This window comes from Mycobacterium paraense (assembly GCF_002101815.1).
Taxonomy (GTDB): Bacteria; Actinomycetota; Actinomycetes; order Mycobacteriales; family Mycobacteriaceae; genus Mycobacterium; species Mycobacterium paraense.
The window spans coordinates 131,111-145,224 of the sequence record NZ_LQPM01000003.1 but is presented as its reverse complement, the minus strand read 5'-3'; the positions used below and the strand labels follow the sequence as shown (position 1 = coordinate 145,224).

Annotated in this window: 15 protein-coding genes; 9 read left to right on the top strand and 6 right to left on the bottom strand. The window is 69.0% G+C overall.

The genetic code is table 11. From position 1 onward, the window contains the following. Positions 1-38: 38 nt before the first annotated feature. From AWB89_RS01910 to AWB89_RS26850, 6 genes are all read left to right on the top strand, one after another. Complete coding sequence (locus AWB89_RS01910) at positions 39-1,307, top strand: sulfotransferase family protein (RefSeq protein WP_085171318.1); 1,269 nt, start codon at positions 39-41, stop codon at positions 1,305-1,307. Positions 1,308-1,321: 14 nt separating this feature from the next. Then, entirely contained in the window at positions 1,322-2,557 is a 1,236-nt protein-coding gene (locus AWB89_RS01905) for an MBL fold metallo-hydrolase (RefSeq protein ID WP_085171375.1), read from the top strand. Beyond that, on the top strand, positions 2,554-3,303 hold the full coding sequence (locus AWB89_RS01900) for an SDR family NAD(P)-dependent oxidoreductase (protein WP_085171317.1): 750 nt from the start codon (positions 2,554-2,556) through the stop codon (positions 3,301-3,303). The genes AWB89_RS01905 and AWB89_RS01900 overlap by 4 nt, the downstream gene beginning before the upstream one ends. Positions 3,304-3,318: 15 nt before the next feature. Further along, complete coding sequence (locus tag AWB89_RS01895) at positions 3,319-3,786, top strand: VOC family protein (RefSeq protein ID WP_085171316.1); 468 nt, start codon at positions 3,319-3,321, stop codon at positions 3,784-3,786. A gap of 13 nt (positions 3,787-3,799) precedes the next feature. Continuing rightward, complete coding sequence (locus AWB89_RS01890) at positions 3,800-4,771, top strand: LLM class flavin-dependent oxidoreductase (protein ID WP_085171315.1); 972 nt, start codon at positions 3,800-3,802, stop codon at positions 4,769-4,771. Between the two features lie 62 nt (positions 4,772-4,833). Beyond that, positions 4,834-5,112 carry a hypothetical protein gene (locus AWB89_RS26850; protein ID WP_139830557.1) on the top strand — a complete coding sequence of 93 codons (279 nt, stop codon included), beginning with the start codon at positions 4,834-4,836 and terminating at the stop codon, positions 5,110-5,112. 10 nt (positions 5,113-5,122) lie between these two features. Here AWB89_RS26850 and AWB89_RS01880 read toward each other — a convergent pair whose 3' ends face one another. Continuing rightward, a complete protein-coding gene (locus tag AWB89_RS01880) occupies positions 5,123-6,007 on the bottom strand; it encodes a PfkB family carbohydrate kinase (RefSeq protein ID WP_085171313.1) in 885 nt (294 codons plus the stop codon). A 137-nt stretch (positions 6,008-6,144) separates the two neighbouring features. Between AWB89_RS01880 and AWB89_RS01875 the strand changes: the two genes are divergently transcribed. The 3 genes from AWB89_RS01875 to AWB89_RS01865 all read left to right on the top strand — a co-directional run bounded on the left by AWB89_RS01875 (position 6,145) and on the right by AWB89_RS01865 (position 10,069). Next, entirely contained in the window at positions 6,145-7,053 is a 909-nt protein-coding gene (locus tag AWB89_RS01875; RefSeq protein ID WP_085171312.1) for a quinone oxidoreductase family protein, read from the top strand. Continuing rightward, positions 7,053-8,510, top strand: coding sequence for an aldehyde dehydrogenase family protein (locus tag AWB89_RS01870; protein WP_085171311.1), 1,458 nt, complete (start codon positions 7,053-7,055; stop codon positions 8,508-8,510). Before AWB89_RS01875 ends, AWB89_RS01870 begins: the two co-directional genes overlap by 1 nt. A 101-nt stretch (positions 8,511-8,611) precedes the next feature. Continuing rightward, on the top strand, positions 8,612-10,069 hold the full coding sequence (locus AWB89_RS01865; protein WP_085171310.1) for a tetratricopeptide repeat protein: 1,458 nt from the start codon (positions 8,612-8,614) through the stop codon (positions 10,067-10,069). On the opposite strand, the gene AWB89_RS01860 is transcribed toward AWB89_RS01865, so the two are convergent. The 5 genes from AWB89_RS01860 to AWB89_RS01840 are packed head-to-tail and all read right to left on the bottom strand — an operon-like array spanning position 10,066 to position 14,108. Continuing rightward, positions 10,066-11,175: an NAD(P)H-dependent amine dehydrogenase family protein gene (locus tag AWB89_RS01860; protein ID WP_085171309.1), complete on the bottom strand. Its 1,110-nt coding sequence runs from the start codon at positions 11,173-11,175 to the stop codon at positions 10,066-10,068. The genes AWB89_RS01865 and AWB89_RS01860 overlap by 4 nt on opposite strands. After that, complete coding sequence (locus AWB89_RS01855) at positions 11,172-11,777, bottom strand: TetR/AcrR family transcriptional regulator (RefSeq protein ID WP_085171308.1); 606 nt, start codon at positions 11,775-11,777, stop codon at positions 11,172-11,174. Before AWB89_RS01855 ends, AWB89_RS01860 begins: the two co-directional genes overlap by 4 nt. After that, entirely contained in the window at positions 11,774-12,547 is a 774-nt protein-coding gene (locus tag AWB89_RS01850; protein WP_085171307.1) for an SDR family NAD(P)-dependent oxidoreductase, read from the bottom strand. Before AWB89_RS01850 ends, AWB89_RS01855 begins: the two co-directional genes overlap by 4 nt. Then, a complete protein-coding gene (locus AWB89_RS01845; RefSeq protein WP_085171306.1) occupies positions 12,544-13,041 on the bottom strand; it encodes a VOC family protein in 498 nt (165 codons plus the stop codon). The genes AWB89_RS01850 and AWB89_RS01845 overlap by 4 nt, the downstream gene beginning before the upstream one ends. Further along, positions 13,038-14,108 (bottom strand): NAD(P)H-dependent amine dehydrogenase family protein, encoded by a 1,071-nt coding sequence (locus AWB89_RS01840; RefSeq protein ID WP_085171305.1) that lies wholly within the window; start codon positions 14,106-14,108, stop codon positions 13,038-13,040. Before AWB89_RS01840 ends, AWB89_RS01845 begins: the two co-directional genes overlap by 4 nt. Between the last annotated feature and the right edge of the window lie 6 nt (positions 14,109-14,114).

The following is a 14,114-nucleotide window of genomic DNA, read 5'->3' as shown; positions in this document are numbered from 1 at the left end:
GGTAGCTTCGACGCAGTCGAGGTCGAGGAGGCGGGCGCGTGGGTCATGCGGTCGGCGACGTGGATGACATCGACTTCGACGATCTGACGTCGCCCCGGCTGACCGATGTCCAGCGTCAAATTCTGGAATTCACCGAAGCGAGGCGAGTCGAGTTCGACATCGAGGCGATGCTGTCCGAAGCGGTCGAGCAGGCCGGCGCCGACGATCTCGACGACACCGACGGGTTTGGCCGGCGGCTGGCCGCGCACGTCGCGGCGATCGAGGCCGACGAAGGCCTGACCCAGCTGACCCGCTCGTCGTTGCGGCAGCGTGTGGTTCGCCTGCTGCGCAACCGGCTGTCGCTGGTCGAGCTCATCAAGCGCTACCCCGAAATCGAGTCGATCGAAATCGAGAAACCGTTCATCGTGGTCGGGATGCCGCGATCCGGCACCACGCACCTGGTGAACCTCATCGCCGCCGACCCGCGCCGGCGCGCGCTGCCCTACTGGGAGAGCCAGGACCCGATCCCCGCGCGCGGCCAGGGGCCCGACATCTCCGGGGTCGACCCGCGCTACGCGCGGGCGAAGTCCGAGCACGACGCGCTCATGGCCAGCGCACCGGTGGTGGCCGCCATGCATGACCGGTTTCCCGAGGCGATCGAGGAGGAGGTCGAACTTCTCGACCTCGACCTGGCCGCCTACGTCCTGGAATGGCATGCGCGCGTGCCGGATTGGCGCGACTACTACCTGGCGCTCGACCAACACCGCCACTACGCGTACCTGAAGAAAGTTCTGCAGGCGCTGACCTTCCTGCGCGGTCCGCGGACCTGGGTGCTCAAGAGCCCGCAGCACTGCGAGCAGCTCGGCCCGCTGATGGCGACCTTCCCCGACGCGACGATCGCCTTCACCCATCGTGACCCGGTCGCGGTGGTGCAGTCGGCGATCACGATGATGGCCTACTCCGATCGGTTGCGCCGCACCAGCATCGATCCGGGCTGGCTGCTGGACTACTGGAGCGACCGGGTGCACCGGCTGCTGGGCGCGTGCGTGCGCGACCGCGACCTCGTCCCGGCCGAACGCAGCATCGACATCAGCTTCCACCACCTGGGCGGCAACGAAATGCCGCTGCTCGAGCAGCTGTACCAGCGCGGCGGCGTCGAGCTCACACCGAAGGTGCGGGGGCGCCTGCAGCAGTATGTGGAGGGCAACCCGCGGGGCAAGCACGGCCGCATCCGCTACGACCTGCCGCGGCACTTCGGCATCTCACCCGACGAACTGCGTGGGCGCTTCCGCTTCTACTTCGACAGGTTCGACGTCCACCCCGAATGAAGGAGACATCCGCGATGGAACCGGTCTATCGCAGCAGACCCGGCGCCGATGCCATGCGGCCGGCGGCCGCCGAAAAGGCCGACCAGATAGCGCCCGGACTGTGGTGCTCGCCGGGCCTGTCCAACGCCTACCTGCTGACCACCGCCGACGGTCGGGTCATCGTCAACACCGGGATGGGCTTCGAGGGGCCGGTGCATCGCGCCAACTTCGACGCCGTCGACCCCTCCCCGGTGCGCTACATCATCTTCACGCAGGGCCACGTCGACCACGTCGGCGGCCTGGACAGCGTGCGCGACCCCGATACGACGGTTGTCGCGCAAGCGAACTGGACCATGTGGCGCGACGACAACGAGCGCCTGATCCCGTACCGCGCCGCCCGCAGCGCATTCGCCTTCAAGGACAAGCTGGCGACGGGCATCCAGGCCATTCAGCGCCGCCTCGGTACGACGCGGCTGGCCGGCCAGAGCGTGCCCGTCGTCGACCTCGAATTCGAGGACACCCTCACCCTGGAGGTCGGCGGCCGCCGGATGGAGCTGATCTCAGTGCCCGGCGGCGAGACCACCGACTCGCTGGTGGTATGGCTTCCCGACGAACGGATCTGCCTGTGCGGGAACACCTTTGGCCCGGTGTTCGGGCATATCCCCAACCTCGTGACGATGCGCGGTGACCGCTACCGGGACGCCCTGACCGCGATCGCCTCGGTCGAGCGGGTGCGCGACCTGGAGCCCGAACTGTTGGTGACCGGACACTTCGACCCGATCGCCGGGCGGGAGCGCATCAGCGCCGAACTGACCCGGCTGCGGGACGCGATCCAGTACATCCACGACCAGACCGTCGCCGGGATGAACAACGGCAAGGACGTCCGGACCCTGATGCGCGAGATCTCCTTGCCCCCCGAGTACGAAGTGGGCCAGGGCTACGGCAAGGTCGCCTGGGACGTGCGCGCCATCTGGGAGAACTACTCGGGCTGGTTTCATCACCGGTCGACCACGGAGCTCTACCCCGTCGGCTTCGACGCCGTCGCCGCCGACGTGGTGGAGCTGGCCGGCGCCGACGCGCTGGTGGACAGAGCGCGCACGCACCTCGACGCGGGCCGGGCGCTGCACGCCATCCACCTCGCCGAGCTCGTGGCATCCGAGCACGCGGGCGCGCGCGAAGTGTTGCGGCGGGCGCATGAAACGTTGCTCGCCGACAGCACCAACTTCTGGGAAAGCGCCTGGCTCACAGACCAATTAGCGAGGAACTCATGACGGCGCGGGTCAGCTTCGACTTCACCGGGACGGCGGTGCTGATCACCGGCGGCACCAGCGGCATCGGACACGCCACCGCGACGCTGTTCCGGGACGCCGGTGCCTCGGTCGCCATCACCGGAACCAAGCCGACGACCGCCGACTACGAGGCCGACCTGTCCGGCATGGCCTACCACCAGTTGCAGATCACCGACGAGAGGTCGATAGACGCGCTCGCGCAGAAGTTCACCCACCTCGACGTCCTCGTCAACAACGCCGGCGCGAATTTCCCTGGCGGCCTTGACGAGTCGCAGCCCGACGGCTTCGACGCCTCGGTCGCGCTCAACCTGACCGGACCGTACCGGCTCACGGTGGCGCTGTACGGGGCGTTGAAGTCGTCGACCGCGGCCGGGGGTGCCAGCGTGGTCAACCTGGCATCGATGTCCGCGCTGCGCGCAGTGCCGCTGGTTCCCGGCTACGGCGCCGCGAAGGCCGGGATCGTCTGCATCACGCGGAATCTCGCGGTCAAGTGGGCGCGCAAGGGCATCCGGGTGAACGCGGTGGCGCCGGGCACCATCGACACCCCGATGACCGCCCCGATGCACGGGGCGGCCGAACTGGTGGAATCCGAGTTGGCGCACATTCCGTTGCATCGCTTCGGATCCGCCGGGGAGATCGCGCCCACGATCGCGTTTCTGTGCACCGAGCAGAGCGGCTACACCAGTGGCGCGCTGTTCGTCGTGGACGGCGCGTCCGACTGCGTCTGAAAGCAAAGGAGCCCCATGACATTCCCCTTGCGGCCGGAGGACTTCTACCACACCGGCATCGTCGTGCCCGACCTCGACGCGGCGATGGCCAGGCTGAGCGCGCTGGCCGGCTACCGGTGGATCAATCCGATGAGCTACACGCTGCCCTTTCGCACCACCGCGGGTGTCCGCGAACTGACCTCGACGATCGTCTACTCCCTGCAGTACCCACACGTCGAACTCGTGCAAGAGGTTCCCGGCAGTCCGTGGACGGCCGCGCCGGGCAACGCCGTCCATCACCTCGGCTACTTCAGCGACGACCTGGCGCGGAGCGCCGAGGCGCTGGAGGCCAACGGCTTCTCCTTGGAGATGACCGCCGATACGCCGGGGTCCGATCTCGCGCTGTTCGCCTACTACACGGACGCTTCCGGCACCCGCATCGAGATCGTCGACCGCGCCCTTTTCCCCGACTTCCCCGCATTCCTGCAGTCGATGGCCGGCTGACCGGAGGTATGACGTGCTGTTGACCGTGCTGCGCTTCAATTTTGCCTCACCCCAAGGTGATCCGCGTGTGCAGAGCGAATTGCTCTCCGCCGCGCTGGAACTGGCGCAGTGGGGCGAGTCCCACGGGATCACCTCCATCAGCGTCGACGAGCATCACGCGACCGGGCACGGGTGGAGCTGCAACCCAATCATGGCGGCGTCGATGTTCCTGGCGCGCACCACGACGCTGATCGCCAGCGTGGACTGCGCGCTGGGACCGCTGTGGAACCCGGTGCGGCTGGCCGAGGACATCGCGCTCGTCGACAACATGAGCCGCGGCCGGCTGCACACCACGGTGGGCCTGGGCTACCGGACGGTCGAATATGACTCGCTCGGCGTCGATTTCGCCCGGCGCGGCGCGCTGATGGACGCCCTCGTCGAGCGGATGCTGTCCGTCTGGTCCGGGGTCGACTCCGACGCGGGGGTCTGCACCGGTACCTGGACGCGGCCGCACCCGCCGCTGTACGTCGGAGGCGGTTCGCGCGCCACCGCGCGGCGCGCGGCGCGTTTCCGGCTGCCACTCAGCCTGGCCGACCACCTGCCCGAGATCGCCGCCTACTATCGCGAGCTGTGTGCCGAGGCCGGCATCAAGCCCCTCATCCTGATGCCCGGCCCGATCAACCGCGGGATGATCTACCTGCACGAGGATCCGGACCGGGCCTGGGCGGAACTCGGCGACCACATCCTTTGGGAGGCGGTCACTTACGGCGGATGGTCGGCCCAGGAGCGTTCGCTCATGCACCTTCCCGGTGTGCAGACCCTGGACGAGGTCAAGGCGTCGGGGCGGTACCGGTTCCTGACCCCCGACCAGCTCATCGCCGAAGTGCGCGAATCCCCGCAGTACGGGCCGCTCGTCCTGCATCCGCTGGTCGGCGGGATGCCGGTCGACGAGGCGTGGAAGTCGGTTCAGCTGCTCACCGACAAGGTCCTGCCCGCGCTGGGCTGATTACGCCCGCGGATAGCGGGTACGCGTCCGTGCGCAAGCGAAATCGGCAAGTGGGGGATTCGATGAAATCTGGAGTTCGCAGGGTAATCGCACTGCTCGGCGGCGCCGCCGTCGTCGGCCTGGGGGTCGGCTGCGGCGTTGCGGCCGCGGAAATTTCGGCGGCCGACGCGCCCGCCGCACCGCCGGTGCCCACGTCGTCCAGCCCCGCGCCGCCACCGCCGCCCGCGCCCCGGGTGCCGTACGGGGACGGCGGCGCGGCGAACCCCGCGCCCGGCGGCGGCGGTGCCGCAGGCGGTGCGGGCGGCGGTGCCGGCGGAGGAGCCGGCGGTGGTGGCGGATAGGCCGCCGCTGTCACGAAGCCAGGCCGGTCAGGTCGGGTCGGCCGCCGAGGCGCTGCACCGTCGAGCTGGCGGCCGCGGCGGCGCGCCGACCCGCCTGACGAGGGCCGGCGCCGCCCCGTAGTGCGGCGATGAGGCCGGCCACAAAGGCGTCGCCGGCTCCGGTGGGATCCACGACGTCCACGTCGGCGAATTCGAAAAGTTCGCGGTCGCCGTCCCAGACCAGGAGGTCGCCGACATCCGGAACGGCGATCGCGACCAATTCCGGTCCGCACGACAGCAATTCGTGGCCCAGCGAGGCCGCGTCGTCGACGGTGCTGACGGCCCGGCCGGCGATGAGGGCGGCCTCCTTGGCGTCGGCGCGCAGCACGTCGGTCGACGCGAGCAGATCGGCGCGAACGTCGGGAGCCGGCACGCCGTCGGCGACCACTCGCAGTCCGCGGTGTCGGGCACGTCGCGCGGCCTCGAGCGCGGTGGCGGGCGGCTGCTGCAGCTGAATGGAGACGGTGTCGGCGGCGCCCCACAACGGGGCCGCGGCGTCGAGGTCCGCCACTTGAACCAGCGAGGTGTCCGGCACGTCTTCCACCAGCATGCGTTCGGGTGGCCGCCCGACGATGTCGATGAGCAGCGCCGTCGTGCCGCGGCGCGCCACCCCGGAGACGTCGATGCCGTCATCCTCGGCCTGCCGCAGCACCGATGTCCCGGCCGTGTCGTCGCCCACCACGCCGATCAGCGCGACCGGTACCCCGAGCTGCGCGAGGCCGACCGCCTGGTTGGCGCCCTTGCCGCCGAGCAACTCGCCGCGCCGCAGGACCGTGGTGGACTCGCCGGCCGCCGGCGGCCCGTCGGTGTGCAAGACCAGGTCCCGTCCGATTTGACCGATGACCACAACGCTCATGCTGAGAAGCGTTGCCATATCGCCTTCACCCAAACCGCTTTCGCTTCGCGGACAGCGCCGGGCGACCGGTTTCGATGTGGCGGTAGCGGCAACCCTGTCCGGCACGGTCCAACCAACAGATCGATGGGAGGCTCCGCATGCGAGCGGCAGTGCTGGAAGCGGCGGGCGAGGTCCCGACGGTGCGAGACTTCGATGAGCCCGACGGCGAAGTCGTCGACGTGATTCTTGCCGGCTGTAATCCGGTGGACCTCATCCTCGCTTCGGGAAAAATGGGGCAACCGACGACGCCCGCGGTGGTCGGCCAGGAGGGCATCGGAACGCGGGACGGGCAACGGGTGTATTTCAATTCCCCGCCGGATCCGTTCGGGTCGTGGGCGCAGCGTTGCCGCGTCGACCCGGCGAAAACCTTCCCGGTACCCGACGGACTTGATGACGCCGTCGCCGTGGCGTGCGGCATCGCGGGCCTGGCGGCATGGCTGCCGCTGACCCGGCACGCCGACGTATCCCACGGGGAGACGGTGCTGGTGCTCGGCGCAACCGGGGTGGTGGGCCGCATCGCGGTCCAGGCGGCCAAGCTATTGGGTGCCGGCCGTGTGGTGGCCGCGGGCCGCAACCCCGAGTCGCTCGAGCAGGCGCGCGAGCTGGGCGCCGACGCAACGGTCCGGCTGGGCGGGGACGACGACGCCGCGGCCCTGCGTGGCGAGGCCGGCGACGGCTACGACGTGGTCATCGATCCCGTCTACGGCAAACCATTCCTGGCGGCGCTCGACGCCACCGCCAGCGGCGCGACACTGATCACCATCGGAGAGAGCGCCGGCCCAACGGCGGAGGTGCCGTTCCGGTCGCTGCAGGCCCGCACCCACGTCGGCCACTACAACAACGCCATGGGGGCGGAGGTATTGCGCGCGGGATACGAGGAGATCACCCGGCATGCCGCCGAGGGGCGGATTCGCATCGACACGCATCGGTTCCCACTCGAGGACGCGGCGCAGGCGTGGCGGGAACAACAGTCAGGACCCCACGTCAAGATCGCCGTGGCGCCGTGATGGACCGCTACCCGCGGTTCGACACCATGCCGATCGGTACCCGGTGGCGGGCCGGGTCGGCCGGCAAGACGCGCGCCGACACCGACCCGTGGACCGGGGAAACCTTGACGGAGATCCCCCAGGCCAACGCCGACGACCTCGACGAGGCCTACCAGGCCGCGGCCGCGGCCCAGGCCAAATGGGCCGCGCGGCCACCGGCTGAGCGCGCCAGCGTCATGCGCGCGGCCGCCGACGTGATGACCCGGCGCAAAGAGGAGATCGCCGACTGGCTGGTCCACGAGACCGGTGGCACCGTCGCCAAATCCGAATTGGAGTGGAGCATGGTGCGGTCGGTGCTGTGGGAGGCGGCCGCGATGCCGCACCATGTCGAAGGCAAGATCATGCCCTCCGACATCCCGGGCAAAGAAAGCCGCGTGTATCGCCGGCCGGCCGGCGTGGTCGCCGTCATTTCCCCGTGGAATTTTCCGATGCAGCTGTCCAATCGGTCGGTGGCTCCTGCGCTCGCGGTGGGCAACGCGGTGGTGCTGAAACCGGCCGGCGACACTCCCGTCACCGGCGGCCTGTTACTGGCCCGCATCTTCGAAGAGGCCGGCTTGCCAACCGGATTGCTGTCGGTGCTGATCGGCTCCGGATCCGACATCGGTGACGCGATAGTGGCGCATCCCACGCCGAAAGTGGTGTCGTTCACCGGCTCGACCCAGGTGGGCGAGGGAATCGGTCAGAAGGCCGCGCTCAAACGCACGGCCCTGGAACTGGGTGGCAACGGTCCGGCGGTCATTCTCGACGACGCCGACCTCGACACGGCCGTCGACGCGTCGATCTTCGGCTCGTTCTTTCACCAGGGCCAGATCTGCATGATCGCGAATCGGCTCATCGTCGACACCAGCGTCTACGACAAGTTCGTGGATCGTTTTGTGGCCCGGGCCCGGGGGTTGCGGGTCGGCGACCCGTCCGACCCGGACACGCAGCTCGGGCCGATCATCAACGAATCCCAGCTGGAATCCATCCAGGACAAGCTCCGGCGCGCCCAAGACGAAGGCGCCGAATTGCTCTGCGGCGGTGAGCCGGTCGGCCCGACTGGACTTGGCCTGCCGCCGCATGTGCTCACGGCAACCAACGATGCGGCGACGGCGCGCGAAGAGGTGTTCGGTCCGGTGATGACCGTGATCCGGGCCGACGACGAAGCCGACGCGCTGCGGTTGGCAAATGACACCCCGTACGGCCTGTCGTCGGCAGTGTTCACCAGGGATTTGGAGCGCGGGGTGCGGTTCGCGCGTCGGATCGAAGCCGGGATGACACACGTCAATGATTCGCCCGTCAACGACGACGCCAACACGGCGTTCGGTGGTGAAAAGGCCTCGGGCGTTGGGCGTTTCGGCGGGATGTGGGCGGTTGACGAGTTCACCACCGAGCACTGGATATCGATTCAGCACGAGCCGCGCCAGTACGCGATCTAACCCGGGCCGGCCTGCGCGGCTTGTGACCGTGTGGTTCGATCAGCACGAACGACAAACGGTCGCACGCCGACCGGCGCGGCAACCACAACGACAGGATAAAAGTGACACGACGATTCGGTGGGATCTTCGTGGTCCCGTTCCTGGCGGCGCTGGCGATGCTGCTCGCGCCGTCCGCCTGGGCCGACACCTACACCGACCAGGTGGTGGACCGGTTCAATGCGCAGACGCATGTGGTGGCCGACGCCGCGGGCCGGCCGCCGCTCGAAAACGCCGACCAGCTGAACCAGCAGATCCTCACCAGCCGGTGGGCGTGGAGCCCCACTCCGCCGGTGTGGGTTGCCGCGGTGGCGCCCGACCAGACCGGTGTGACAACGCCGGACGCCATCCATAACGTGATCCTGGGCCGCGACCCGGGGTTCCGCGGCGTGATCCTGGTCATCGACGCCAAGGGCTACCACGTGCGCGCCTACAACGTGCCGCGGGTGATCGCGGACAGCGTGGACCCGTTCCTGGGCCAGTCGGCCAAGGAGCACCGCAACGACCCCTTCCGCGCGACCAGCGATTTCGTCAGCAAGCTGTCCGGTATCACTGTCGGGTCGGGTAGCACGGTGACGACCTCTCCCGTCGGCGGTGCCAGGCACACCGGTCTGGCTCCCCTGTGGACGGCGCTGATCGTCATCGGCGTCGCCCTGGCGATCGTCGGCCTGATCTGGTTCGCGGTGAGTCGAAGCCGCAAGCGCCGCAAGGACAACGAGGCCCGCGAGTGGATCAAGGGGCAGATGATCGCGGCCGAATCCGAGGTCGCCGACCTCGACAACGCCGTAATCGCCAACGCCGACACCGACGTCAGCGCCGAGGCGCTGAAGGCCAACGCCAGCCTGGGCGACGCCCGAAAGGCTTACCAGGCGGGCGATTACACCGCGGCGCGGGCGCACCTGCGGGCCGTGCAGGCCACCGTGAACAAGGCGAACCGCAAGCTGAACCCGGGGCCCAACGTCTCCGCCGTGACATCGGTGCCGGACCAGGACCGCAAGCAGGCCACGGTGCGGGCGAAGAACCCGGACACCGGGGAGTACGTGACGATCAACAACAACAACTACAGCACCACGCCGCAGCCCGGCTACCCGCATTACTACCCCGGGGGCATGTACAACGGGATGTTTTTCTACCCCGGCTACTACCCGTACGCGTTCTGGGGGGCGGGCTGGGGTTGGGCACTGGCCGATGTCCTGTTGATCGACGCCATGCTCGACGACCACTGGGGCGGCAGTTACGACCGGGGCTTCGACGCCGGATGGGACTCGGCGATGGCGAATCAGAGCTTTGACAGCGCCCCCAGCGGCGGCTACGACAGCCAGCAGGGCGACACCGGCTTCGACGGCAGCTACCAATACTCGGGCGGCGGCGACACGGGGTTCGGCGGCAACGACTCGGGCGGCGGCTATGACTCTGGCGGCGGATTCGACTTCGGCGGCTCGGATTTCGGCGGCGGATTCGACTCCGGCGGCTCGGACTTCGGCGGCGGGTTCGACTCCGGCGGGGGAGACAGCAGCTTCTAGAAGGCGGAGATCCCGTCGCGGTGCGGGTGCAGCGCGCCCACCGGTGACGTCAGCGGGAGATGCAGTGCGTCAACGATTCCCGGCTCGGCCTCGCAGACCCAGGGGATGGCATTGACCGCGCGCATGCCGGTCGCCAGTAGGCCGTGGTCGTTGTGGCTGTCGCCGGGCCGGTGCCCGACTTCGAATTCGGCGTCGAAGCTCGGCTCACCGTCGATGACGACGCGCCAGATGCCATCGGTTCCGCCGGTTCGGCCCTTGGGCCAGTCGGGGGCGAGGTCGTCGGCGATGCGGTCGACGTGCTCGATGGTGATGACGTCGACACCGTCGACCACCCCGATGCAGCGCGCCCGGGTGGCGCCGACGGTCCCCGCCTCGACAAGTCCGAACGCGGTGGGAATGTCGCGCGGCGTCGCCTGAAACTCACATGTCTCGCGGATGTCATCGAGCTGCACCCCCAGCGCGTCGGCCACCATGGTGACGGCGGCGCCCCAGCCCCAGCGCAGGACGCCCGGCATCATCAGGCCGCCCCGGTAGTCCAGCGGCTGGCCGAAGCCGAACAGCTCGCGCATGTCGTATTCGGCCGGGTACTCGGAGTAGTTGGTGATTTCGATGCCGCGCACCGAATAAACCTTGTGCGACATCGACATCAGCGCGATCGGGAACAGGTCGGCGCCGAAACCGGGCTCGATGCCGCTGGAGAATAACGAGCTGCGGCCGGCGTCGGCGGCGCCACGGATCGCGTCGGTCACCTTGGCGGGCAGCGAGCCGCGCGGGTACACCAGCCCCGGTATCGCGGTCGTCACCACGTTCTTGCCGGCGGCCAGGATTCGGCACAGGTCGCCGATCGCTTCCTTCATCCGGGGTGGCGCCGGCGCCGCGTAGACGACACAGTCCGCTTCCCCGCCGAGGATCGCCGACTCGTCCTGGGTGGCGAGAACGCCGACGGGGTCGATGCCGGCGAGGTCGCCGGCGTCCTTGCCGTTCTTGTTGTCCGAGTGCACCCACACCCCGACGAGATCGAGATTGGGGCGGTCGGTGACGGTGCGGATCGCGTACTTCCCGACGCCGCCGGTGGCCCACACCGCAACTTTGTAGGTGTCCTTCACGAGATCGGCTTCCTTTTCCAGTGGCTGCCCTTGACCGCTTCGAGGGCCTCGGTGACGTAGAGATCCAGCGTTCGCGGGGTCCCCGATTGGCGCACCCATTGCTGGAACGCGAAATCGGCTGCCGCGAAGGCGAGTTGGACCAGCAGGCCGGGGCGGATGTCGTCCCCGGGGTGGGCACCCATGCGTTCGCCCACCAGCTTGGCGGCGCGTTCTTTGTCGGCGGGCGTGTGGATGGTGGCCTTGTCGAGCAGGCCGGGAGCGACCAGCAGAGCTTCCCGCCACTCCTCGACGTCGGCTTGGTCGAACGAGCGGATCCGCGCGACGATGGCGTTGATCAGCGCGACATCCGGCGACTCCCTGGGGGGCCGCTGTTCGAGCAGGTTGACGATGGCGGCGCCGCCGTGCCGCACGGGAGCCAGGAGCAAATCCTCCTTCGTCGGCACGTGACGGAAGAACGTTCGCGCGGAAACGCCTGCGGCCGAGGCGATCTCCTCGGTGGTCACGGCGTCGTAGCCGCGCTCGATGAACAGCCGGAACGCCGCGCGCCGGATCTCGGCGCGGATCTGCGCGCGCTGCCGATCCCGCAGCGACCCCTCGGTCATCGGAAACAGCCGATGCCGCCGTCGACGTGAATGGTCTGCCCGGTGATGAACGTCGCATCGGTGCCGAGCAGGAATGCCACCAGCGCTCCGACGTCGGTGCGGACGTCTCCGATGCGCTTCATCGGCACGCGCCCCACCGCCTTGGCGTAGTCGTTGGGCGCGAACTGCTTCCACAGCTTGACGCCGTCGGACTCGGCGAACGGGCAGATGACGTTGACCCGGATGTTGTCGCGGCCCCACTCCAGCGCGGCGACCTTCGACAACCCGCGGATGGCCTCCTTGGCCGCGGCGTAACCGCCCCACCGGGGTTCTCCGCCGGTGCCCGTCCCCGAACCGAGGTTGACGATCGACCCGCCGCCGGCCGCAACCATCACCGGATGCGCGGCCTGCATGAGCAGGAAGGTCGCGCGGGGGCCCACGTCGTAGCCGAGAGCCAGGTCTTCGGTGGTGACATCGACGAACGGCTTGGGCTCGTTGGTGGCGATCGCGTTGTTCACCAGCCCGTGCACGGCGCCGAAGGCGTCGACGGCGGCGGCCACGATGCGCGGGGCGTTGCCGGGGTCGCGCAGGTCGGCGACCAACGTCTCCACCGGGCCCGCGGCTTTCAGCTCGGCGGCGGTGGCGCTCAGGACGTCGGCCTGAATGTCGACCAGCAGCACCGACGCGCCGCGCTCGAGCAGCGCCGCCGCGATGCCCTTGCCGACGCCCTGCGCGGCACCGGTGATGATCGCGACGTGGCCGCGCATCGAGGACGGGTGGCTGTAGGTCATTGTGCGGGCCCGATGTGCAGTGGCACGCCCCGGTGCATCTCGTAGGTGCTGCGCGCCCCGTTGGGCAGCTCGATGAACTCCACCGGAGTCCCGTCCGGGTCCTTGACGAAAAACATTCGTACCCCGCCGATTTCGAACGGGTCCTGGTCGGGTGTGTAGCCGGCGGCGCCGAGGCGGCGGTGGGTGTCATCGAGGTCGCGAACGGACAGCGAAACGTTGTGGATGCCGGTGACGGCACGGCGGGCCGAATGCTCGGCGCCGGGGTTGGCCCCGAGCGACAGCAACTCGACCATCAGCCCACCCAGCAGGCCGCCGACCACCCGGCCCTCCTGTTTCCTCTTCGCGTGCAACACCGCATCGAAGGGCTCGCCGGAGATCAGCGTCTCGAAGACGACGTCCATGCCGAGCGCGTCGCGGTAGAACGCCAGCGCGCGGTCCATGTCGGTCACCCCGATCACGAGGTGGCAGAACGACACATCGCCCAGGACGGTCATGGTGCGGCCGCCAGGTCGGGGGCCGGGCGGCCCGCGAACAACGGCAGCTGGAGGTAGGTCTTGATGCCGGGTTCGGCGGCGCAGACGTCGGGGATGGCGTTGACGCAGTGGTTGGCCGTGGCGACCACGCCCGGGTTCTTCACCAGCCCTTCGGCGATCGTCTCGGGTTGCAGACCCTTGAAGGTGAGGCTCACGGTCGGGTCACCGGTGATCTCCACCTCGAAGCGTTCGCCCCGCCCGCCGAAATTCCAGGCCGGCTCCAGGTCTTGCTCACCCATCAGCCAGTTCACCGCGGCGGTGATGACCGGTTCGCCGTCCACCAGGGCCTGCCAGCGGAAGCGGCGCGCGGCCACCGTTCCCGTGGTGATCGGGAAGGGGGCGTAGTCGATGTCGGCGGTCGCCACCGCGACGTCCTGGATGGTCCGGATGTTCGGCTCGATGCGAAAACCCATGTGATCGGCGATCATTCGGACCGACTGCTTGAAGCCCGCCTCGAGCAGGCTGGCCATGGGGCCTTGCATCGCCTCCTCGGGCGTGCCGCCGAACCCCATGATGTGGCGCACGACATCGGGGGCGTTGTAGGTCCGGATGTCGGAGAACTCCTCGGCGCGCACGTGCGTGACCGCCGACGACAGCGACGACACCATGAGCGGGAACCGTTCGGTGATGCCCCCGGGGTGGATCCCCGAACCGTGCAGGGTCACCCCGCCCTCGAGCGCGGCGTCGGCGACGGCCTTGTGGTGCGGGTTGCCCGGGTCGGGGTACACCCAGCCGACCGGGGTGACGACGTTCTTGCCGGACCGCAAGATCGCGATGACCTCCTCGTCGTTGGGGACCAGCGGGCTGTACATGACGCAGTCCGCGTCGAGGGCCAGCAGCTCGTCGACGTTGGTGGTCGCGGTGACGCCGAGCGGGGACGCGCCGATGATGTCCCCGACGTCGACGCCGTCCTTGCTCGCGCTGTGCACCCAGCAGCCAACCAGCTCCAGCTGCGGATGATTCAGCACGCACGCGATGGCAGCTTTGCCGACACCTCCTGTGGCCCATTGGATGACGCGGATGTTCATGTGGCC

Coding starts and splice junctions, on each gene's coding strand:
- AWB89_RS01880 (WP_085171313.1), bottom strand. CDS start 6,007: ATGAGCGTTGTGGTCATCGGTCAAATCGGACGGGACCTGGTCTTGCAC.
- AWB89_RS26850 (WP_139830557.1), top strand. CDS start 4,834: ATGAAATCTGGAGTTCGCAGGGTAATCGCACTGCTCGGCGGCGCCGCC.
- AWB89_RS01845 (WP_085171306.1), bottom strand. CDS start 13,041: ATGACCGTCCTGGGCGATGTGTCGTTCTGCCACCTCGTGATCGGGGTG.
- AWB89_RS01840 (WP_085171305.1), bottom strand. CDS start 14,108: ATGAACATCCGCGTCATCCAATGGGCCACAGGAGGTGTCGGCAAAGCT.
- AWB89_RS01905 (WP_085171375.1), top strand. CDS start 1,322: ATGGAACCGGTCTATCGCAGCAGACCCGGCGCCGATGCCATGCGGCCG.
- AWB89_RS01870 (WP_085171311.1), top strand. CDS start 7,053: ATGGACCGCTACCCGCGGTTCGACACCATGCCGATCGGTACCCGGTGG.
- AWB89_RS01855 (WP_085171308.1), bottom strand. CDS start 11,777: ATGACCGAGGGGTCGCTGCGGGATCGGCAGCGCGCGCAGATCCGCGCC.
- AWB89_RS01900 (WP_085171317.1), top strand. CDS start 2,554: ATGACGGCGCGGGTCAGCTTCGACTTCACCGGGACGGCGGTGCTGATC.
- AWB89_RS01875 (WP_085171312.1), top strand. CDS start 6,145: ATGCGAGCGGCAGTGCTGGAAGCGGCGGGCGAGGTCCCGACGGTGCGA.
- AWB89_RS01895 (WP_085171316.1), top strand. CDS start 3,319: ATGACATTCCCCTTGCGGCCGGAGGACTTCTACCACACCGGCATCGTC.
- AWB89_RS01850 (WP_085171307.1), bottom strand. CDS start 12,547: ATGACCTACAGCCACCCGTCCTCGATGCGCGGCCACGTCGCGATCATC.